Origin of the sequence: Pseudomonas asuensis (assembly GCF_014646755.1) — a bacterium.
GTDB lineage: Bacteria > Pseudomonadota > Gammaproteobacteria > Pseudomonadales > Pseudomonadaceae > Chryseomonas > Chryseomonas asuensis.
Genome location: NZ_BMNW01000019.1, coordinates 1 through 21631 on the forward strand (window position 1 = coordinate 1; position 21631 = coordinate 21631).

At 52.2% G+C, this 21631-nt stretch carries 19 protein-coding genes and 2 pseudogenes; 12 read left to right on the forward strand and 9 right to left on the reverse strand.

The window, feature by feature from the left end; translation table 11 throughout:
- Positions 1-170: 170 nt before the first annotated feature.
- Complete coding sequence (locus tag IEX86_RS23090) at positions 171-941, forward strand: hypothetical protein (RefSeq protein ID WP_188868522.1); 771 nt, start codon at positions 171-173, stop codon at positions 939-941.
- A 201-nt stretch (positions 942-1142) separates the two neighbouring features.
- On the opposite strand, the gene IEX86_RS23095 is transcribed toward IEX86_RS23090, so the two are convergent.
- The 5 genes from IEX86_RS23095 to IEX86_RS23115 form a co-directional block, all read right to left on the reverse strand.
- Positions 1143-1547, reverse strand: coding sequence for a hypothetical protein (locus tag IEX86_RS23095; RefSeq protein WP_188868523.1), 405 nt, complete (start codon positions 1545-1547; stop codon positions 1143-1145).
- Between the two features lie 228 nt (positions 1548-1775).
- On the reverse strand, positions 1776-3047 hold the full coding sequence (locus IEX86_RS23100; protein WP_188868524.1) for a type II toxin-antitoxin system HipA family toxin: 1272 nt from the start codon (positions 3045-3047) through the stop codon (positions 1776-1778).
- On the reverse strand, positions 3040-3375 hold the full coding sequence (locus IEX86_RS23105; RefSeq protein ID WP_188868525.1) for a helix-turn-helix transcriptional regulator: 336 nt from the start codon (positions 3373-3375) through the stop codon (positions 3040-3042). The genes IEX86_RS23100 and IEX86_RS23105 overlap by 8 nt, the downstream gene beginning before the upstream one ends.
- A gap of 356 nt (positions 3376-3731) precedes the next feature.
- Positions 3732-3878, reverse strand: a complete 147-nt coding sequence (locus IEX86_RS23110) for a hypothetical protein (protein ID WP_188868526.1) — start codon at positions 3876-3878, stop codon at positions 3732-3734.
- A 270-nt stretch (positions 3879-4148) separates the two neighbouring features.
- A complete protein-coding gene (locus tag IEX86_RS23115) occupies positions 4149-4877 on the reverse strand; it encodes a suppressor of fused domain protein (protein WP_188868527.1) in 729 nt (242 codons plus the stop codon).
- Between the two features lie 482 nt (positions 4878-5359).
- Between IEX86_RS23115 and IEX86_RS23120 the strand changes: the two genes are divergently transcribed.
- The 4 genes from IEX86_RS23120 to IEX86_RS25220 all read left to right on the forward strand — a co-directional run bounded on the left by IEX86_RS23120 (position 5360) and on the right by IEX86_RS25220 (position 7173).
- Positions 5360-5752, forward strand: a complete 393-nt coding sequence (locus tag IEX86_RS23120) for a hypothetical protein (protein WP_188868528.1) — start codon at positions 5360-5362, stop codon at positions 5750-5752.
- 675 nt (positions 5753-6427) lie between these two features.
- Positions 6428-6709: a hypothetical protein gene (locus tag IEX86_RS23125; protein WP_188868529.1), complete on the forward strand. Its 282-nt coding sequence runs from the start codon at positions 6428-6430 to the stop codon at positions 6707-6709.
- A 166-nt stretch (positions 6710-6875) separates the two neighbouring features.
- Positions 6876-6995: an MbcA/ParS/Xre antitoxin family protein gene (locus IEX86_RS25215; RefSeq protein ID WP_229685466.1), complete on the forward strand. Its 120-nt coding sequence runs from the start codon at positions 6876-6878 to the stop codon at positions 6993-6995.
- Complete coding sequence (locus IEX86_RS25220; protein WP_229685467.1) at positions 6967-7173, forward strand: RES domain-containing protein; 207 nt, start codon at positions 6967-6969, stop codon at positions 7171-7173. The genes IEX86_RS25215 and IEX86_RS25220 overlap by 29 nt, the downstream gene beginning before the upstream one ends.
- A gap of 751 nt (positions 7174-7924) precedes the next feature.
- Here IEX86_RS25220 and IEX86_RS25850 read toward each other — a convergent pair.
- From IEX86_RS25850 to IEX86_RS23145, 3 genes and pseudogenes are all read right to left on the reverse strand, one after another.
- Positions 7925-8797 carry a methyl-accepting chemotaxis protein gene (locus IEX86_RS25850; protein WP_373290480.1) on the reverse strand — a complete coding sequence of 291 codons (873 nt, stop codon included), beginning with the start codon at positions 8795-8797 and terminating at the stop codon, positions 7925-7927.
- Positions 8780-9850 (reverse strand): annotated as a pseudogene (locus tag IEX86_RS25855) (methyl-accepting chemotaxis protein); the annotation flags it as partial. The gene IEX86_RS25850 and the pseudogene IEX86_RS25855, both read right to left, overlap by 18 nt.
- Positions 9851-10305: 455 nt before the next feature.
- A pseudogene (locus tag IEX86_RS23145) lies at positions 10306-11145 on the reverse strand (bifunctional transcriptional activator/DNA repair enzyme AdaA); the annotation flags it as partial.
- A gap of 246 nt (positions 11146-11391) precedes the next feature.
- On the opposite strand from IEX86_RS23145, the gene IEX86_RS23150 reads away from it, so the two are divergent.
- The 6 genes from IEX86_RS23150 to IEX86_RS23175 all read left to right on the forward strand — a co-directional run bounded on the left by IEX86_RS23150 (position 11392) and on the right by IEX86_RS23175 (position 19333).
- Positions 11392-12933: an ABC transporter substrate-binding protein gene (locus IEX86_RS23150; protein WP_188868532.1), complete on the forward strand. Its 1542-nt coding sequence runs from the start codon at positions 11392-11394 to the stop codon at positions 12931-12933.
- Positions 12930-13865 carry an ABC transporter permease gene (locus IEX86_RS23155; protein WP_188868533.1) on the forward strand — a complete coding sequence of 312 codons (936 nt, stop codon included), beginning with the start codon at positions 12930-12932 and terminating at the stop codon, positions 13863-13865. The genes IEX86_RS23150 and IEX86_RS23155 overlap by 4 nt, the downstream gene beginning before the upstream one ends.
- Positions 13862-14683: an ABC transporter permease gene (locus IEX86_RS23160; RefSeq protein WP_188868534.1), complete on the forward strand. Its 822-nt coding sequence runs from the start codon at positions 13862-13864 to the stop codon at positions 14681-14683. Before IEX86_RS23155 ends, IEX86_RS23160 begins: the two co-directional genes overlap by 4 nt.
- A complete protein-coding gene (locus IEX86_RS23165; RefSeq protein WP_188868535.1) occupies positions 14680-16140 on the forward strand; it encodes an ABC transporter ATP-binding protein in 1461 nt (486 codons plus the stop codon). Before IEX86_RS23160 ends, IEX86_RS23165 begins: the two co-directional genes overlap by 4 nt.
- A gap of 109 nt (positions 16141-16249) precedes the next feature.
- Positions 16250-17548 (forward strand): OprD family porin, encoded by a 1299-nt coding sequence (locus IEX86_RS23170; protein ID WP_188868545.1) that lies wholly within the window; start codon positions 16250-16252, stop codon positions 17546-17548.
- A gap of 789 nt (positions 17549-18337) precedes the next feature.
- A complete protein-coding gene (locus IEX86_RS23175) occupies positions 18338-19333 on the forward strand; it encodes an aminotransferase-like domain-containing protein (protein WP_188868536.1) in 996 nt (331 codons plus the stop codon).
- A 183-nt stretch (positions 19334-19516) separates the two neighbouring features.
- On the opposite strand, the gene IEX86_RS23180 is transcribed toward IEX86_RS23175, so the two are convergent.
- The gene (locus tag IEX86_RS23180; protein WP_188868537.1) at positions 19517-20017 is read right to left on the reverse strand and encodes a hypothetical protein; all 501 of its coding nucleotides are present in this window, start codon (positions 20015-20017) and stop codon (positions 19517-19519) included.
- 762 nt (positions 20018-20779) lie between these two features.
- Here IEX86_RS23180 and IEX86_RS23185 point away from each other — a divergent pair.
- Positions 20780-21631 (forward strand): EamA family transporter, encoded by an 852-nt coding sequence (locus IEX86_RS23185; RefSeq protein ID WP_188868546.1) that lies wholly within the window; start codon positions 20780-20782, stop codon positions 21629-21631.

Sequence of the window (21631 nt, forward strand, 5' to 3'; positions counted from 1 at the left end):
GAAAGGGCAAACACCGATTGGCTTTATCCTCGGGCAATGGCATAAACAGCCACAGCTCTTTTTAACCGACCCAAACCCCTTCTTCCCGGGACCTAACACCTAGTCAAGAGGCCGGTGCTGATCTACGTTCATTAGTAACTCAAAAAGGTAATCAAAACCACGCTATATCTATGCAGATCAGCAGCACAGACTCCCGCGTTAAAATTGACCAGGAGGGCTCGTCAAACGCTGGTCTGATCCATCAGGAAGACACACAAGACACAAATGTACTGCTCGAGCAGACGGGCAACAACAACGATGGACGCGTTTACATAGACTCCGGTGCCTTTGAGTCCAATGCTGATATGTTTCAACAGGGCGAGGGTAATCAGGCTACGAGTTGGCATACTGCCTCAAATGATACCTATACCTTGCAGCTACAGAGCGGCGCGGAAAACTTAAGTCTTGTCGACCAGTTGAACTCGTCAGGCTACAGCGTGGGATTCACCAGGCAACAAGGCGAAAACAATTCTGCTTATCTGCTGCAGTTTCAAAGCGATGATAACGCTACTGCGCTTACCCAGATAGGAGACTCCAACCTGATTGCCTCAACTCAAAGCGGTTCAGGTAACGGTTTGTCTGTTCTGCAGGATGGTGATAACAACGTGGCCCTGGCCGCGCCGGCTGAGTCTGGCATCCTGTCAGGTCTTCAGCAGAGCGGGGAGGCCAATTCGATTGATATGGTCCAGTCTGGTCGTTTGAACGAGCTCTACTACAGGCAAATCGGGCAATTGAATCTGTATGAAGGGCATCAGGAAGGATCTGGACATGTAGTGACTGCGCTGACGCAAGGCAGCATGAACTATTTGCCCATAGAGCAGACAGGGATCAGTCAAAAAGCGGCGGTCCATCAGGTCGGCAGCTCAAACAGGATCCTGCTGAATCAGATGGGGCATAACTAGATGCTCACACTGGCGATTTGCAGGATCGCAAACCGTTACAGGCAACGGCGTGCATTTAACAAGCGACGTACCCGTTGTTTCGAGTGCTTGTTTGATTGAGTTTCTGATGGGGCACTCGATTACGGAATAATCTATCCCAAGTGTTTGCGAATCAACTCTGGTTGCCGCCACCGCTAGCGTTCAGGAAGCAGGGCAGCAGGCCTAGTGCTGAAGGATTTTGCTGTCAATCAGGCCACCTGACGCGTCGAAATACACATGCAAGTTGTCGTAGTCCATTCCTATCCCGCTGCACAGGCCCAGGACATACTGGTATTCCCGCTCAGTTGAATAGCCATCGGGTTCGCCAAGTACCTGGACGACGGCGGCCTGCGTCATTCCCCTGGATAGCACGCTGTGTCGAATGTCTTCAGCTATCTCGCCACGATAACAGGTAGCATCCCCTTCGTTGCTAGTAGAGACAAGCCACCGCTGAGCATCAAAGGTGGCTTTGTCGAAGGGGTTCGGCCTTTCAACCAAGGTATAAGCGATGACCGCTGAACATAAGACAAAGGCTGCGCCCAGCAAACCAGGACGTCGCATGGACAGAAGGAGAATTCTGGTTGTCATCTCTGCTATCAGCGGGCCTAAGTCGTTTATGGTGGAGTCAAGCGCTCTGCTATATAACACTTGAAGTGCTCTGGGCGATGCCTGAACATTTGATGGAAACCATCAAATGTTCAGGCCCGGCAATCCCGATAGTCCATTTTCTGTTAAGCATGCGAATAGGGGCCCTTGGGACCACTGCAAAACGCCATGCTCTGCATAGGCTACCGCGTCAAGGCGCACGGCGGATGGCTAGCGGCTCGTGATCCGAAAGTCAGGGTGGAGCTGCTGCCAGTGGTCTTTTAGCAAGTCCTGGTGCGCCTGAGGCATGGGACTCTGAGCCAGGGCCTCTGGCCAGAGATCGCGTGCCTGCTCTATAGCCTGTTTAACCATACGGCCAATGAAGCGGCGATTTAGGCCGGACGCGTCGGCCCAGGCATCAAAGGTCGCAAGGGACGTTTCATACCAGCGCCTCACACCTCCCATGTTGAGTGCAAGTTTGCGTTCGTCATCCATGTAGGCTCGAGTAAACACAATGTCGTAGGCCGGAGAGAGATCGGCTTGCCTCTTGTCGCGATAGATCAGGCTCCAGTTCTTGAGATGGGCATCACCGTTACCCAGCAGGATATTGGCCAGCAGGCGTAGGGTGATCTGACGGATGTTGTCGGGTCGGTGCAGGGTCTCCTCTTTGAGTTTGCGCGTGATCTCGTCATAGTTGTGCCTCTCGTATTTGTTTCGGGCGTACTCGAAAAATACTTGGGCAAAATCCTCGGTGTGAATCCGCTGCCCATGTTCTCTTCGATCAAAGCGCTTGATGCCATAGGCATAGCGTTCATCCGGCAAGGGAATGGAGGGCAGGTTACCAATCCGATCAAGTTCGATGAGCGAGATCTCGGGAATATCGATGCCTATCAGTGAGGCCAGGGACATGGCTGTATACTCATTGAGCGGCACATGCTGGTGCAGCGTGGACGGGGTCTTGATGATCCAGTCACCGTGGCTATCGCCATCCTTGTAAAGATAACGGCCGTCCCTTGCCTTCATCGAAAACTTAATCTGGACGCCGGCCAGGGAGAAATGGGCTGGCGCATAGGCCACATCGACTGGTACGGGTAGGGTGGAGGTACGTCCCGTCAGGGCGCTTGAGGGAATGTCGTGTGGATCAACCGGCGTTGCCTTGAGTGCACCGGGCAGGTCCTCCCCCAGGTAGGCCAGCAGAGGAAACTCATTGTCCGGGTGAATCTTGAGCTGTTGGGCCAGGTGTTCGCGCATGGCCCCTTCAGGCAGAAGATTGCTCAGCAGGGGGTGCAGCTTTTGCCGCGTAACCAGAGGCTTTTGGAAAAAGTGGTTGGCCCGCGCGGGAAGAGCCGTGAACAGGGTCAGGGTAGGGCGCGCTAATGGGGGCATGGCCACGTAATCATGATCAAAGGTCAGTATGTTCCGCCCTTCCTCGTAACCGGCCAGATAGCCCACAGTTGTATCATGAAGGCTTATCCTGAGCGCGGCGACCCGTTCCTTACGCATTGTGCTGCTCCCACTCCTGCCAGGGGTCGGTGATAGGGTCCTCCTGGTCAAAGGCTTCGTTTGAGCGAGGATTCTCCTCTGATGCGGTCTCACCGGTGCGCTCATTCAGGAGCGCCATGACTTCCAGTCGCTGCTCAGCGGGAACCAGGAAGAGCTCGGCATCTAGGCCAAATGCTATCTGCTCAAGTGTGGACAGTCGAGGATTGCCGTCTCGCTCGATCTTTCCATACTGCTGTCTGGCTATACCAGTCTTCTGTTCCATGTCTGTCTGGGTAAGGCGTAGTGCTTTACGGCGCCTGATAAGTTGCTCAATGAGAGAAGAAGACATCAATTACCTCGCCAGAATAAGCAGAGCAATGGGGTCAATGAAACATATGGCATGCAACTGACCCTTATTGAAAGATATAGATTTCATTCTAGCAGGGATGAAACACATTTGTTTCATAAGAAGAAAATTGAAATAAATGTGCTTTAATTCGATGATTGCCCATTTAAAGAGTCTGGACACAGGGTCAGATAGATACGAGTCTCGTACCTTGTATAACCAGAACGTCAAACTGCGACGAACTGCACGGGCAGTTCATGCGATCGGCTTTACAAAATGGAGACTGGTCCAGAGACACGCTTCGTGACCTTGTCGCATGGCGTGTGCAAAATCTATCCTGATGCCACATCAGGCAATCGTCACAGGATGTCTATTCTCAAGGTAACAAATCCTAAGGCCGAGGCGTTGGAGGAGGCGCGAGAGAGGCGGAAAGCACCAGTGCCTTTAGCCCTGGCGACATCACGGATGGACGGCGAAAGGTCACGGCACAGATCGTACGGTGCCATAGGCAGCAGCTTTGTTAAAAGGCAGCTTAGTGATGCACTGCCAGTCGCCGGGATGATGGCTTCTCGTAACCGCGTTAACCTGCCCGGATCCAAGCAGGTTAACGTATCTCACTAAAGAATCGACCAAGTGCTTCGATAGGCGCCCGAGCAAGCTCAACGAAAGCTTCGGGACTCAATTAGGCCGTGTTGGTCTCGGCTCCCTGATCATTCATGGACAGGTTAGTTAGGCGCGTCGTCTTCGGTTACCTCTTGTTGTTGAGCCCCGACAGGTTAGAAGAAGCCAAAGCGCTTTTTACAAGTATTCTGCCGGCCGATTTGAATAATGTCGGAAATACCATGCTTGTCGAATCGCTCGAGCAGCGCATCGGTTCCGCGCGCCAGCTTTAGGTTCATTTCCTCTTCGTATAGCGGAACAATGCTATAGAACTCGATGGTTTTCTCTGGGTTGATCTCAAGGGTAAAGAATTCTTCAGGGACATTAACCGAAGGCAGGAGAATCACGCCGCTAAGCCGTGTGTTGTCGGCAAAGGGCTCTGCGGGCTGGCCGTTGGGAAGGGTATGCCCCCAACCAAGCCAGGTGTCGTACTTGTGTGGAAACCTTGCGAGGTATTTAAGCTGGCGTATCGGCCAGTACCAGGCTTCATTGGCAAAGGCCTCCTGATCGACAAGCCACTCCTCAGGTAGTGTTACGACAAGCTCCATAAAGCGAGTCGCGTCTACCTGCTCCGGGACGCTCATGGGCAAATCGCTCATGCCTGAGGTTACAAGGGTGTGATACGGTCTTTCCTGCGTAGGTTTGACATAGTGAACATCAATGTGGACGGTGTCTGATACCAGCTCGTGAAACACCCCGCTCACCTCACCCAGGTGACGCTCGATATGCGTGGAGATTTCCTCAATGCACTCCTCTCCATGAGGTGCCTGCCATTCCTTCTCCCCGTCGGTATAGGTAAAGATAGGACTACCTGACAGTGAAACGAGATTGCTTTCCTTGCTCATCTGATCCTCTAAACGATCCGTTGTTTACCAAACTCAATATGGTTCTGGCCGCTAGCCTTGCCGTCTGCGGGCATGGCACAAAGGCCGTGACAGGCACATTTTCCTTTATCGCTGGGTCTAGCTACCGGACATGGCTCACAGGATTTATAGGCCGTATCGCCTTGGAGGTTTGACAGGCCGCAGGAGAAGGCGGCTATGAGCTCTCTTGGCATCGATCGTGCGCTTAAGAAGCTGACCTGGACACATATCTGAGCTCCAAGAGTTATGCTCTGGCTGCTGCGGGGACAAGGTCCTACATTGATTGCCTGACTTCGCTCTGAACGAGGCGATCCAGCCCTTGGGTAGGCATTACGGCTACATTTTTATTTACGCTGAATCAAGCCTTTGATAATCTGGAATGTCGCCTCAAGAAAAGGAAAATGATGCGAATAATCCGTGACTTCAACGACTACTACGACTCATAGGCCGGCTATGGGGTCGACATGTCCATTGTCTATCATCGTGCATCCCAGACCTTTATCAAGGAAAAGGGTGGGCCTGAGCCCCAGCTTGTGAGTGATGTCAAAAAGCTGATCGCCCGTTATAACGACCAGGCAACGCTAATCGAATCAAATACCTACCAGCCTTTCTATGTCGGTTTTTGTGGAAAGCTCTACATGGGCCTTTTTGACTATGTCGATCAGGCGGGCAAGCTTATATCTCGCTATAGGACGCACGAGACTAAGGACTTGGCTAAGCCCGAGTTCTACAGGCACCAGAAGGATTTTGACGAAAAAACACTTAAGGCCACGCTTGACCCACAAGCGCTTTGGCATTTCTTTGCGCCCAAGATCGTTACGCTTGAGGACTGGTTCAAGACCAACCGGGGGGACTGAGCCGTTTGAAGCGCTTGATCTCTTTACTGCGCACAAGTTGGTCAGTTTTTGCGTTATAGGTGGGATCGATAAAGGTGTACAGATCAATCCCTGCCTTAAGGATCTGCGCTTTCAAAAGGTCGTAGACAGCTTTACCGCGTTCCAAGAGAGCTCCATGTTTAGTTCCAGCGTGTTGGGGCGAACCGAAAATCCCCTGATTACCACGTCCGATAAGGATCTGGCCGTTAGCAAAGGGTTTACCCAACAGAGCTTTAGAAAGGAGCCCACAAAGCGGCGATGCTCGCGTTAATAGGCATCAGGAGAATATCTCTATGGCCTCCTGTTAAAACTGCACAGTATCGGCCACCGACTGCTATCAAAGGGTTATGCACAGGATTTCTCGCGCAAGGTCTAAGTGGCCAGCTTAAAGCATTGCTTGTCATTGACGCAGGGATGACTCAGTGAGGGCAATAAGTAACCTTTAAGCATCATTAATATAATAAGACTAACTCGCCAGAGATCTACGCATACCTTTATGACCCCTTGCCAGAAGTAATGTTTATTACAGTTGGCAGTGTATGAGCCGGTATAGCGTAAGGTTGTCCAAAGGAGACTACCTCTGAACAGTTTATTAGCCCCGCCAATCATGTGATGGCCCTCTCCAGATCGGGGAGGGCGCGAAGTGAGAGGTAGTTCATGTCATATAGCAAACACGCGCGGCAGGCTCGGCGTACGAGGGTCAAGGTGGCCATCAAAAGGCAATTAACGATTAGCCGTTTTTATTACTCGATTGACAATGGTCTTTTTAAAAGACCCATGGGCAAATGGCGTAAAGAGGCTGCTCTGAATTGCGGCCAGGCAGGATGCTTTCTATGCGGCAATCCGCGCCGCGTAGCCAACGAGCTGACGTTAGCTGAGCGAAGTGCAGGCCACGGCTTTGAGGCAGGTCTTTTGGAGTATTTCAGCCAGGGTGAATAGGGTAGTCTGACGTAGGCCAGCATGGCGCTTTCGCTTTCACATTTGAGCGACGAATGCGGGAAAAAAGCCTTTTGATACGGTAGCTTCTGAGCGGCTGGATCGAAGAGCAACTATCCTCCACCAGTCCGGAGAGATCTTTGGAGGCAGGGAAGTAGTTGCGCAGTGGATGGCGCGCCCCAACCAGACGCTTGGCAATATAACGCCGATCATGCTTTGCGAAACAGAGATTGGCGCCATGCAGGTTCTTCGTGTACTTAATGCCCTTGAGTGGGGCGGTGCTGCCTGATGCGCGCGTGGAGGGTAGCAAAACAAAGACGTGCAACGGATCTAACAGGAATGGGGCGGCTATTGCCGGTGGCAGATGGAACCACGAGCGTACCCCGGCCGTGTATATGGGATTTACACCAGCCATTTATAGCCTGGAAACCTTTGTTCATACCAATGGCGAACCCGTAAAGGGATGAAAATCACTGAGTTTGAACTGTCTGAGGACAGAGGTTTTTATCTCGAACTTGAGAACGACCGGCTGCCCTCCGGCTGGAACAGTATCCCCTATGATCGCCCTAGCACAAACTTTGGTACTCGCTGGCTACAAAGCCGCTAACACCTGGGATTGATTATTCCTTCGGCTATCCTGCCGTTGGAGCGTAATGTGGTAATAAACCCATTTCACCGAGAGGCATGCTTTATCAAAGTGTTGGAAGTCTATGTCTTCCCCTTTGACCCTCGTATGTTCGAGAGACAAGGAACGCCCCAATAGCTTCGTTGAGCGATGCCTTAAGCAGTGATATAGGCAGCGAACCTGCCTGGCTGTAGAAGTTAAGTACAAGGAATGCCTTGTCTATTCCAGGACTTCCAGTACAAAGCCCTAGTGTGTATACGTCACGCACTAGGCGCTTGCGCCATAAGATAGCCAAATCCTTCGCAGCCTTGCTTATGGGCATTGGCGTCGTAAAGCTCGGCTTGATGCCGAGTTGGCGAGCGCTTTCCTCTTCCTGGATCTGAACGGTCATGATCAAACGCAGGAATTCCAGCATATACGCAGGGCTATGGATATTGGGTGTGATTGTTGGCCCTGCTGCTTTGCTCGTCCAATCAGCAAACAGAGGTGCAGAGGGTGCCTATCCTGTTAGGTTAGTAGGCAGTTGAGCATGCGTCCTAATGACCTGAAGAGCAACTGACTTGCACTAGCCCAGTTGCTCTACTCACCTACGCTTATACCTTGAACGTGGCAATCATGCGCTGCAGATCAACCCCCAGACGAGCCAGCTCAGCAGTTGAAGCTGTTGCCTGCTGGGTAGCCGAGGCTGACTGTTCAGCAACGTCCCGTACGCTGATGATGCTACGGTTGACTTCCTCGGCAACAGAGCTCTGCTCTTCCACTGCTGCTGCAATCTGATGATTGAGCTGTTGGATATCAGAGACGGTTCGGTAGATATCGTCAAGTGCCACCTCAGCTTCCTTTGCAAGCGCTACAGTGCCTAGCGTGCGCTCACGGCTCGAGTTCATCATCTGGCCAGCAGTATTTGCCCCTTCCTGCAATGCAGTGATGAGTTCTCCGATCTCCTTGGTTGATTGCTGAGTACGCTGGGCCAGGGAGCGTACCTCATCAGCAACTACGGCGAATCCACGACCCTGCTCACCTGCACGAGCAGCTTCGATAGCAGCGTTGAGGGCAAGAAGATTGGTCTGCTCTGCAATCGACTTGATTACATCAATCACACTGCCAATCTGACTGCTCGACTGATTCAAGCGCTCCATTGCCTCGCCCAGTTCTTCAACTTCCTCCGCCGCCATGTTGATTTCGGCGGTTGCACGTTTCACGGTTTGGCTACCTTGTTGAGCCTTGACCTCTGCAAGACTGGCAGAGGAAGAAGCCGTAGCGGTATTGCGAGCCACATCCTGCGCCGTGGCAGCCATTTCGTTCATGGCTGTTGCTACCTGATCGATCTCACTGCGCTGCTGGTTGACACCGGCGCTGCTCTGCTCACTCACAGCCGATAGCTCTTCTGCAGCGCTGGAGATTTGGGTAATGCCGCCTGCAACACCACTGACTAGCTGTCGCAGCTGCTCAGTCATGTCCTGCATGCTGCTCTGCAACTGGCCCAGCTCGTCATGTCGATCAACCCGTACGGTACTGGTCAGGTCACCTCCGGCAACTCGTCTCACCATGCCCATGGTCTCACGCAGCGGTACAGTAATCTGACGAGTAATGACATAGGCTGCAAGCAGACCAATAAAGAGTGCAAGAACTACTACGGCGAAAAGCTTGGTCATCGCCGCTGAGCGCTCGTCATCCGCCGCTTTCTTTTGCCCAGCCAGCAATTTATCCGTTAACTGCAGCAGCTTCTGACTCTGCATGGTGAGCGCAGCCATATTACCCTTGGCCTTGTGGTCTTGCTCGACGATTGACTGGAAAAACTGGCGATAGCGGGAGACGTCTCCAATGGCGCTGCCGATACGCTCAGCGGTAATTCCATCCATACGAGGTTGACTTGCCGTAAGGTTTTGCGACAAGGTATCTATCGCCTTCAGGGCAGCCTCGGCCTTGGCGTCGTCAGGCTGACCCAAGAAGCGGCGAATGGTCAGGCGTACACTTACCATCTGAGCTTTTATCTGGGCTACGCTCTTAAGCTGGCTGACACTAGCGGAGCTGCCCTCAGCGAAGGCACCTTCAAACAGCTGCTCAAAGGCCGCAGTCATCTTGTCGGATACCTTGGTCAGCTCTTGCTGCGCAGCGGCACTTTCCTCGTTGGTCTTTACAAGATTTTCGAAGAGATTCTGGTAGTGCTGCGTCTCTTTGTGTATTTCCTGTAGGGTCGCGATATTAAGGGGAGAGGTTAATATCTTTAGCCCCTTGTCTGCCTCGCTCTCAAGAATCGCCAGCCGACTCTTCTGCTGCTCGATTGCCACGCTGGACAAGGTATGAAGATATTCTTTTTCGCCTGCGCGCATGTCAAAAAGCAGGGCCTTGAAGTTGGCGCTATAAGCCGTCTTGCCCAGACGACTGATAAACGTATCCGCCGTAGAGTAACCAAGCGCAGAGACAAGCGCTACCATGGTCAGTAGGAAGCCAAAGCCTAAGGCGAGTTTCTTGGAAATGGAGAGGTCTCGTAGGCGAAGCGAGGCAGTGCGGTTCATGTAAGCCACCAGAAAGGTAAGTGCTCCTTTGAAACAGGTTTTGGAGCAGATACGTATGTATCGACTTTCTGGCTAAGATATCTTGAGATATAACCAAGAGCCGCTGATCTGATGGTTGTACAATTATTTAGGAATGGAAGGATGTGTTTTGAAGTGCCACTGGCGCTTATTTAAATCCCACAGCTCGAAACCAGAGTACAGCCTGTGCAGTGACGCCAATAGTTAGAATGAAAAGCGCCACAACCATGACCGTCCCACAGAATATAAGGTAGCCGTAGCAGGCAATGACGGCAGCGAGTATTTCTATTAGCAGGAAATGCATCTGAGCCAGCCGGTTTCATGCTGTACTCGTGCGTCGAGCATGGCGATTAACTTTTCCCTATCCTTGTGCATGGTATCTCCTTGCTGGGTTAATAGACTGTTGCAGATCTATAAACTCAGAATAGCATTTGTACCTACTCCACGATCTGCATGACGGCTTTTTTCAGTCTGAGCAAATACACTTTACGCGGCTGGCCTCCACCGTAGCCAGTAAGCGCTCCATCGGCTGCTACAACACGATGACAAGGAACGATAATAGATATGCGGTTACGTTCGTTTGCTGCACCAACGGCGCGGCAAAGACTAGGCTTTCCTAAAGTTGCGGCGATACCTGAGTATGTTGATGTCTGCCCATAGGTCACGTTCAAAAGCTCACTCCATACGCTCTTATCAAATGAGCTTCCAAGCATATGCAATGCGACTGTGAACTCTTTAAGCTGGCCATTAAAGTATGTCTGGAGTTCTGCTTCAGTTTGTTCAAGGTGATGATTTGTTCCAGGGACTACGCGGTAGCCGTAGCGGCTCCGTAATTCTTCGAGTTCTGCTGTTAGAGCAGATCGATCAAGAAACTCAAGCAGTACTAACCCACGCTCCTCTGCCATGGCAATCATCGGACCTAACGGTGTATGCAGGTGTCTATAGAGCAGTAGAGTGCTAGCAATGGCTTTACCGGGCGTAGTTTGAAATGTTTTTTTGAATGCGTCCCGAAACCCACTGAGAGATTCATAGCCTGAATCAAAGGCCGTGTTATCCAGAGTGTCGCCATCCGCGATCTGACCCAATGCTATCCCAAGTCGACGTGTTCTGATGTAAGCATGAAAAGTCATGCCAAAATGCTGTTTGAACCATCGTCTCAAGCGTAAAGGGTCAATGTCCCTGGCCCTTAATTCAGCGTCTGTCCAGCGTGACCTGGGGTTTGCTTCTGCCACCCTGAGCAGTTCCTTTATCCACTCTGGTGCCGACGCAACATCTAAACAACACGGCCATAAAAACATGTACTGGCATTAGCTAATCATTCTGGACGTACTGCTGGCACACGGGAGTGGTGCTTTCTATGTTTACCAATCAATGAAACATCATGATACAGATGTTATGATATAACATCTGTATCATGCGCCCCCGTCGTCTTCATACACGCAATAGTAGACGTATCACCTTTTCTCAGCCTGTGTATGGCTTTCCATAAGTCAACTTAGGTGCTGCACCTTGCAAGGATCGTCATGTATCGGAACAAAACTTTTTGCCGAACGCTGGTTGCTACTGCTTTTGCCGCTGTCCTTACGTTAGGCCCGGATGTTTCTTTTGCCAAAGATAACGTGTTTGATGTTGTTGCTCCGTTTGAAATTGGTGGCCTCGATCCATCTGTATCAGGCTTTATATTTCAGCGGATGCAGATCACTGAAACATTGCTTGAGGTGGATGCCAAGGGACAACCCCTTCCAGCATTAGCCGAGAAGTGGGACGTATCCGATAATGGTAAACGGTGGTCCCTCACGATCCGTCAGGGTGTGAAGTTTCATGATGGTACTGATCTTACAGCGGAGGCGGCTGCCCATTCGTTAAATACTGCTCGTAAAAAAACGGGTGTATTGCAGAACGCCAAGATCGAAGCAATCAAGGCCGAAGGCAATGACGTCATTATCGAATTGGTAGAGCCATTCAAGCCGCTGTTGGCATTGCTCGCTCATTCGTCTACAAAGATTCTCGCTCCCGCCGCGTATGGTCAGAACGATGCAGTACAAAAGGTTATTGGAACAGGTCCGTACCAACTGACCTTGTTGGAGCCTCCACAGAGACTGGCTGCCAAACGCTTCGAAGGCTATTGGGGGGAGAAACCCACGATAGACAAGACGACTTATCTTGCCGCTGGACGCGGTGAAACGCGTACGTTAATGGCTGAAAGTGGTGGTGCCGAGCTGATCTTCCAGCTAGACCCTCCAAGTATTGCCCGACTGCAGCGCTCCAACAATGTCAAGGTAATAACGGGTGCTGTCCCTCGTGTAGTTGTCTTAAAAAGCAACTCTGGTAGTGGTGCTACAGCACCTGTCGAAATACGGCAGGCCTTAAGTTTGGCTATCCAGCGTGAGGGTATTGCAGCCGCAGTACTGCGCGCACCGGATACTGGTGCAACACAGATGTTTTCCGATAATTTAGCCGCATGGCACAACGCAGATCTATCCCCCTTGGCCTATGATCCAGACGCGGCTCGCAAGCTTTTTGATGCCCAAGGTTGGCGAAAGGGTCCTGACGGTATTCTTCAGAAGGACGGAAAAGCGCTACGTCTGAGGATGCTGACCTATTCGGACCGTCCTGAATTACCGCTGATTGCTACAGCGCTGCAAGCTCAACTGCGCGAGGTCGGAGTGGATGTTGAGGTCGCGGTGGAAAACGCCAGTGCCATCCCGTCTGCACACAGTGATGGATCGCTACAACTGGCTTTGTATGGGCGTAACTACGCATTGGTGCCGGATCCGCTGGTTACCCTCCTTGGCGATTTCGGCCATGGAGGCAGTGAGTGGGGTCCCCTGGGTTGGAGCAACCCGGCCTTCGACAAGGCGATGACAACCTTACTGGCCAGCAATGATCCCACCGAACAACAGCAACTGCGCAATGAAATCGTTGCGCTAATCCAGCATGATTTGCCGGTCATTCCTATTGCCTGGTATCGCCAGTCCATCGCGGTGGCCAAGAATGTCGAAGGGGCTTCGATTGATCCTTTCGAGCGTACTTTTGGCCTGACAAAGATGCGGTGGTCTGAATGACACGTCTACTGGCCTTCCGTTTTTTGCAGGCCGTTATGGTTGCCCTTCTGGTCGGCGCGCTCACCTTTCTTTTGATGAGTCTGCTACCGGGCGACGCGGCCTATCGCATCGCAGCCGGCCGATACGGTTATGACATGGTGAGTACAGCAGCGGCCGAGGCGGTAAGGGCCGAGCTAGGCCTTGATCAACCTGTCATCTGGCGCTTTCTAGCCTGGATTGGCGATCTCGCCACATTGGATCTGGGCCACTCACTGGTTTCTGGAAAGCCGGTCATGGAAGCGGTAGCTCATGAGCTGGGTAGTTCCATACGATTGGCTATAGGCGCTGTGGCGCTTTCCTTCGTCATGGGTCCGCCGCTAGGCGTGATGGCAGGGCTGCGTCCAGGTAGTGTATTTGACCGGTGCCTGCTGTTGCTGACAACCGTTACACGTGCCGTACCGCATTTTGTACTGGGTGTTGTCCTGGTAATCGTATTCGCGGTGTCTCTAGGGTTGGTGCCGTCAGCAGGACACGGCACCTTAGCTCATACAGTCTTGCCAACCTTGACGCTGGCGCTGGGTCTGGCCGCCGTGTCTTCCAGGGTGGCACGGGACGCCACTATCGATGTGGCAGCTTCTGCCTATTACGGGTTTGGCCGTCTTAAAGGGCTGAGTAGTTTCAGTCTGTTTACCCGGCATGGGCTGCGCAATATCGGGGTCCCGGTAGTGACCTACCTGGGCGTGCAGCTGGTGTATCTCATTGAGGGGGTAGTGGTGGTTGAGACCCTGTTTGCATGGCCGGGCATTGGTCATGGGCTGGTGCATGCAATTGTCCAGCGTGATGTGCCTATGGTGCAGGGTACAGCGCTGGCAATGGGTCTGATGTTTGTCGTCCTCAATACGCTTGTTGACCTGGCAAATCACTGGATCGATCCTCGTGGGAGGAAGGTATGAACCTGGAAACCGTTGCTGTTAACACAGCTCCCCCCGCACAGGTGACCTCGCGCCTATGGGGTATTGGTCTTTTTCTGCTGCTGGTTCTGTTTGCCATTGCAGTGCCGTTGCTCTGGCAAGTGGATATCGCCAAGCAGGACTATACCGCCATCCTGTCCGGTCCAGCAGAGGCCCATCCACTGGGTACAGACCATCTTGGCCGAGACATGCTTGCACGGCTCGCCGCCGCGGTTCGTCTATCGTTGGGATTAGCCCTGGTCAGTGTCATGACTGCTGCTGTACCGGGCGTCCTGCTAGGTGTCGTGGCAGCCTGGAAGGGTGGGGCTGTTGATAAGCTCTTGGGGCTGCTTTCCGAGATGTTTCTAGCGCTGCCGGGTCTATTGCTGGTACTGCTGATTGTGGCGATTTTCCCAGGCTCGTTTCTAGCACTATACGGCGCTGTATCGCTTGTCTTGTGGATTGAGTATTTCCGTATGACAAGAGCGCTGTCGCGTACGGTGCTGGCATCGCCTGCCGTATCGGCCAGTCGGCTGCTTGGCTTTGGCCCCCTCTACATCATTCGGCGTCATCTCTGGCCAGAACTTTCACCCGTACTGATGACCATTGCTGCGTTTGGCGCGGCGTCAGCCATCATGGCAATTGCGGCGTTGGGGTTTATAAGCGTTGGTGTACGCCCGCCTACCGCAGAGCTTGGACTCATGATTACCGAGTTGCTGCCCTATTATGCCGAGGCGCCGATTGTTATCGCGCTGCCTATTCTGGTCATTTTATTGATCATCCTGTCGTTGATGCTTATTGCAGGAGGGCGCAAGAGATGACGCCATTACTACGAACGGAAGCGCTGGAGATTCGTACTGCCGAGCATCAACTCGTCGAGCCCCTGTCGATCGAGCTGCATTCTGGAAAGGCTCTGACCATTATCGGTGAAACAGGATCAGGAAAGAGTCTGTTTGCACAAGGAGTGGTTGGCAACCTACCTGCTGGGCTCCATGCGCATGGCAAGATCTATTTTGGCAGCGGCTTTAGTGAAGACGGGCTTGCCTGCGGTCGGCACAAATTATGGGGACGGGAGATTGCCGTACTGCCACAGGAGCCTTGGTTAAGCCTTGATCCAACCATGCGCGCCTGCGCCCAGGTCATAGAAACCTATACCCACATAGGTGGACGTACCACCTCTGATGCTCGGCGTCAGGCACAGGCCGATATGCATCAACTAGGGTTAGTGGGTGCAGAAAACAAATATCCGTTCCAGCTTTCAGGAGGGATGGCGCAGCGCCTGGCCTTTGCTGCCACCCATGCTGGCGGAGCACCCGTGATTATTGCTGATGAGCCGACCAAGGGGCTTGATCGCGCCCGTATCGGTGAGGTTATCGCTTTACTAAAGGCCGGCCTTGCCAGCGGTGGTGGACTGCTGATTATTACCCATGACATCGAAGTCGCCCGGCGGCTCGGCGGTGATGTGATGATCATGGTCAAGGGCAAGGTCGTCGAGGCCGGTCCTGCCGACAAAGTCCTCAACTACCCCCAGCATGATTACACTCAGTCGCTGATGGCTGCCGATCCTGCGTGCTGGCCTGCCCGGCCATTCCAGAATCGATCGGGCGAGCCGGTAGTAAGCATAAGCAGCCTTTCATCCATACGCGGCGACCGGACTCTGTTCCAGGGGCTTTCATTTGATGTTCGTCCCGGTGAGATTGTAGGCGTTACAGGTCCATCCGGCTGCGGCAAGTCTACCCTTGGCGACATTATCCTGGGGTTGGCGGCTGCTCAGACCGGCACTCTCCAGCGTAAGACCGGCGTACCGCGGACGGCTTTCCAAAAGCTTTATCAAGATCCGGTTGCCGCCTTTCCGACATCCGTCACGCTGGGTAGAAACCTGGCTGACCTTGTACGTCTGCATCGGCTCGATAGCAGTCGCATCCCTGTACTGATGAAGCGGTTAAGGCTGGAGCCGGTACTGCTTGAACGCTATCCGACAAATGTTTCTGGGGGTGAACTACAGCGGTTTTCGCTGCTGCGCGTCCTGATGCTTGACCCGGTGTTTATCTTTGCTGACGAGCCCAGCTCACGGCTGGACCTTATCACTCAAAGGGAAATGATTGAGCTATTGGTTGAAGCCGCTGACGAGCGTGCAACCGCTGTACTCCTGGTTAGCCACGACGAGGCCCTGATCAACGCGGTCTCTGATCAGCGTATCCGTCTGACCGCTCCTGACGAGCGTACCCAGTACGCGCGCTCGGAACCGCGTCAATCAGCCATAGCGCCAAATGGATAGGCCTCGTTATTTCCTACGATCACGGCACAACAAAGAGCGCAGTGAAGCGCCTGCTCTGGACAAAGGACCTAGTGTGAGAAAGACCCTTTTTTTATTATCGCCACTTACCATGGCTGCCTATGCGGGTATCGTTCAGGCGCAATCGGCCCAGGAGCATGCTAAAGGCTTTGTTGAGGACAACCGCTGGGCGTTGCTTAATCGGTCGGTGTATGACCGTCGTGATTACCGTCATGGTGCACGCAGCAATGGCGCACGCAATGCGCTGAAGCCTCGCAGCGAGCGAAACGGCTATGCGGAGGAGTGGGGCTATGGCTTGATGGGCACGTTCATTTCAGGATTTACGCCTGGAACAATAGGCGTGGGCGTAGATGCCCATCTCTATTACGGCCAAAAGCTTGATAGTGGGGGCGGCCGTGCGGGCAAGGCGCGACTGCTTGGCATTGACAACGATAACCATGTGAAAGACAACAGTGCGCGTGGTGGGGCAGCGCTAAAGCTGCGCACGTCATCCACCGTACTGTCATATGGTGAACAACGTGTCAAAACGCCCGTTTTCAGTTCGGCCGACAGCCGACTCATGCCAGAGACCGCCACCGGTTTTTTCCTGAGCAGTCGTGAGTTCGAAAACCTCAACCTGGTTGCGGGCCATTTTACCGAGAGTACTGACCGTAACGCCGCAAGCCATGACCGAGGTTTTGTGGTGAATTACTCAAATGGCCGGCAAGGTAATAATGTTGATCTTGCCGGTGCGGTGTATAGCGGCGTGGAAGGTTTGACCGCCAGCTTGTACACCTCACGTTATGAGGACACCTGGCAGCAACATTATATCGGGAGCGTATACAGCCATGCGCTTGATGATGACAGCGCGTTATCCTTTAACTTCAACCTTTACCGTACTACCGGGATAGGGAAGAAGCTCTCTGCCCATATCGATAACACCACTTGGAGCCTGTTATCCAGCTACGTTGTGGATCGCCACACCTTTAGCCTGGGTTATCAGCAAGTTGATGGTAATACACCCTTCGATTATGTAACCCGCGGAGCCATTTACCTAAGCAATGCCGTACAGCTTTCTGACTTCAATGCCCCCAATGAGCGCTCCTGGCAACTAAGGTATGACCTTGCGCTTACGCCTGGCCTGGTCCTAAGTGCCGCCTACTTGCGAGGCGACCATATTGATGGCACCCATGTTGATCCTGACGGAGGTTATGCCTACCTGGGATATGGCAAGGGTGGAAAACACTGGGAGCGAGACCTTGAGGCCCATTATGTTGTGCAGAGTGGCAAGGCCAAGGGTATGAGCGTCTCGCTAAGGTATAACGTGCACCGGGGTAATATGGCACAGGCCGAGCTGGATGCTGATCAGATCCGTTTGGCGGTCGAGTTTCCCTTGAGTGGCGCGTTCTAGCCCAGTAGATGCTCGATCTGCCAGACAGGTTCGTTAAATCCCTGCATGTGATGCGCGAGGACGAGCCTAGTAAACCACTACTTCAGCGATTCCAAACAGGACTTTATCGAGCGTTACTTTGACGACCGCGACGTACGTTGCCTCAGGCGCCTTGGGTCCAGTACTTCCAGAGTGGGCCGTTTCGTAGGACGACCTTTATGCGATCAGTCTTGGCGGGCAGGCGACACCCGCGCGAGCGCTTGTCTCCCAAGCGTTTGTCCGGTCGGAGCTGAGTAGTCTATGAACATCTGAGGCTGCCTCGAATCTGTGCTTTTCCTTTTCATCCGTATCCGTTGCCCCAATGATAACCGACACGCTTCCTGCTCTCCCCACAGGCTCTTCGCCCGCGGTTGCAGAAGGATTTCTATCCCAATCACTTTGATTAAGAGGTGAAAACCACAGAGAGGTAGGTTGAGGAACCATACTGGCGGTCATTAAGTTGATCGTCACCAAGTGACCTGCGTGGTAGCTGAGATATGGAAGGCAACACCTATGCATGAGCAGACTAATAACTACGACTTTCCAGACAATCTGTAGTACAGCAAAGCTAGGGTTCAGGATATTCACCCGGTAGCAATCGCCGGGTGGGATGAAATATCTAGGTTCGCTTCTCAGCAATACAGTGACGTTCGCCTTGAGCTCGGCAGAGGCATGCCTTATGTGTTCACTCCAACTTTAGACTCGCTGCTTAAGCATCTTTCAAGCGATTTCAAAGATCAGGCCAAACATGCGCTGTTTCACGAGAGTGTCATGGGCTCATTGGTGCTTAGGGAGCAGATCGCGAGGCAGTTGGCCGATGCGAAGGTTAAATGTTCTGCTGAAGAAATCATAATTACAAGCGGTTGCCAGGAGGCGATTTCATGCACGTTAAGGTCTATCTGCAGAGTTAACGACATAGTAGCGGTAGAGTCACCAGGCTTTCATGGAGTTATACATATACTTAAAGCGCTTGGAATCAAAGTTCTGGAGGTTCCGTCTGATCCAGTACATGGTATAAATCTAGAGACCCTAGAGATCTCATTGTCGAAATACAAAATTGCTGCGGTCATTGTGAATCCAACTAACAACAATCCGCTAGGCTTCTCTATGTCATCTGAGAGGCGTCATAGACTATTGAAGCTAGCCATTGCGCACGACTTTTATATCGTTGAGGATGACACGTATGGCGACTTGTCCTTTTCGTATCCTAGACCACGTGCGATTGCGTCTTTCGACGTTTGTGGGCGGGTAATATTATGCGGTTCATTTTCTAAAACGTTGGCTCCTGGTCTGCGAATTGGGTGGGTCAAGCCTGGTCCGCTTTACCAGTTGATCCTCCACGAAAAGTACATCAGCTCCGGAAGTTCATTTACGGCAGCCCAAAAAGCTATCGCGAAAATTATGCAAAAAGGTGACTATCAGGCCCACCTTAGAAGGATGCGTGATCGTTACAGGCAAAACATAGCGAAAGCTAAGGCGCTTTTGGAGAAGCACTTTATCACTCCATATAATGTAACCAGCCCCGTTGGTGGCTACTACCTTTGGATCGAGCTTCCAAAGGGAGTGCTTGCGGACGATGTGAACAGGGCGATACTAGACGAAGGTGTCCAGCTAGCGTCAGGTAGAGTTTTCTCAGTAGGTGGGGACTTTGTAAGCTGTTTACGAATGAACTGTTCTGGCAATATCGATTATCTCTTCGAGGAGGCTGTAGCCTCTGTTAGCAGGGCGGTAGCTAAGCTTCAATCAAAGTCTTTGACCTTGTTATGATTTGAGCCTACGTGAATCTTCTGAGAAAGAGTCTGCTAGCTTGCTGTCGCCCTCTGTTCAAGTTTTGTTTTTGTCCGGGGGCGGCAGCAACCGGCTACGTTCGGCCAAAAGCTGCCATTGGATAAGCTAATACAAGTGTTTGGTCTCGCCCCAATGGAGTGGCCAGTGTAATTAATCTACGGCCTACTGAATCTGTGCTGTTGAGGCGCCGCGTACTTTCTTTTGCTGCAGGATCGTCGACGCTTCGTTATAAGCAGCTTGGAAGGTATTGCCACCAATCCATTTCACAGCAGCCTCCTCGTCATCATTGTGGAACATGCCGCGATAGACGATGAGCAGGCCCATCATGAAGTCGATGGCAGGCTCTTCTCCTTCCTCAGCGATTACCAGTTCCAGCACTGGGTACTGCAAAAACACCAAGCACATGGCGAGCAGGTTTATGCCTTCGGCAGCCTTCATCGCCTGAAACAAATCGTCGAAGTCCGCCGGATCGAAACCGTTCTCTTCAATATCCTTGAAGTTGAAGGTGCTCAGGTCGATTTCGACATCGTCGAATGGCTCGTTGACCAGCGGATTGGCCAGTAGTTGGGACCCGACCTTCGCTTTGGCTTTGCTAGACCGATTCTGCTTGGCTTTGTCCTTAGCTCGCTGAGTACGTTTGCGTTGTTTGTCGGGTGAGGCCATGGGGCGATGTCCTATTCGATGTGGCATGTTTATAGCTAACTGATTTGTACCGAATTGTACGCAGTCCTAGCGCGCTTTGTTGTCATTTAGCGGATCTTTGGTGATTCTGGACTTATTTCAGCAATAGGACTGCATGATCATGGTCGCTACACAACAGGCAGGCTGCACCTGGGCGTATTCCTTTGATCGCAAGGCGTGCATGACAGAACTGATTGGCCCCAAGGCGCTACTGCCTCCTAGAAAATAGGATGAGTTCTTGGCTTGACTAGAATTGTATGTGCCAATCCTGGAGCGAATGACTGATTCTTCCATGATGGATTCTTTAACGTGTAGGGCGTTCACTTTGAGTATCAGCCGATCAGTTCTGGGCTATCGCCGCAGGACTATCTGGATACAATTTATGGAAAGAGCACCGTTGAGTTTGTAGGCGTCAGCAGTCGTGTACTAAGGGATCGGTCACAACTGGTACTGTTTTACCGGCTTACCGGGAAACAGGCGTCTAAATAATCATGGATGCCATCCATCCCTGGCTCCCAGTGTAGGCCTTAACTGAGCGCTCAGGCGTAGGCGTTAGATCCTCCTGCTTAGTTACCGCTACATCCATACGATAACCAGCAGCTGTTACCGCTGGGGTACCCCTTATGACTACACAAGAAAAGCTATTAGTTAGGTCTTTTCTCACAGCCTTCAAAGCTGTCGACATGCGGATGAATGTGCTTAGATTATTGAGAACTAATTAGAAGGCTAAGCATGGACGTTCTTATGGGGCTGCTAGCTGCTCTGTGTTGGGGCGCTACAGATTTTTTGGTAGGTATCAACGCTAGGGCAGTCGGAGTTAAGAAAGCCGTATTTTTTGGACAGTTGGTAGGCTTCATTATCATGAGTTTGCTTCTTCTATGCCTACCCAAACTATTAGTTCAAGCAGCTAACGCCTCCTCGAGTGGCTGGGTGGCTGGTTTCATAGCTTCTCTTTTCACAGTCTCAGGCTCTCTTTCTTTATCAAGAGCATTTGCTATTGGAAAAGCATCAATAGTAGCCCCACTAGTCACATCATACGGTGTAGTAACAGCAACGCTATCCTGGCTTAGCGGTGAAACTCTAAGCGCAACCCAGTTAGCCGGCCTTGGGGTCTGCTTGGCCGGTGTCATCTTGGCTACCTTATCGTCCGAGGGTGACGAACATAAAAAGCATACCTCTACACAGGCTGTACTCTATGCGCTTTTTGCTGCCCTCCTGTATGGCTGTAGCTTTTGGCTTCAAGGCAAATATGCACTGCCCGAGCTGGGTGCTACAGCCATGCTATGGCTAGGTTATGCCGTTGGACTAGTGTCATTGACCGGAATGCTTCTTAAGGGATCCTTGCAGTTTTCCCTGCCCCCTATGAGGTACTACTCAAGCCTGCTAGGTGCCAGCTTTCTGAATTTAGGAGGCTTTTCTACTTTTGCTCTGGGCGCTACCTATGGATCGGTAGCAATTGTCACCGTAATCAGCACTTTATCTGGCGGTGTAGCCGCCATTCTGGGCTTTCTTTTCCTTAAAGAGCGTTTGCAACCCGTACAAGTAGCGGGTGTCCTTGGTGTGCTCGCAGGAGCCGTGGTGCTCCATTTGAGCTAA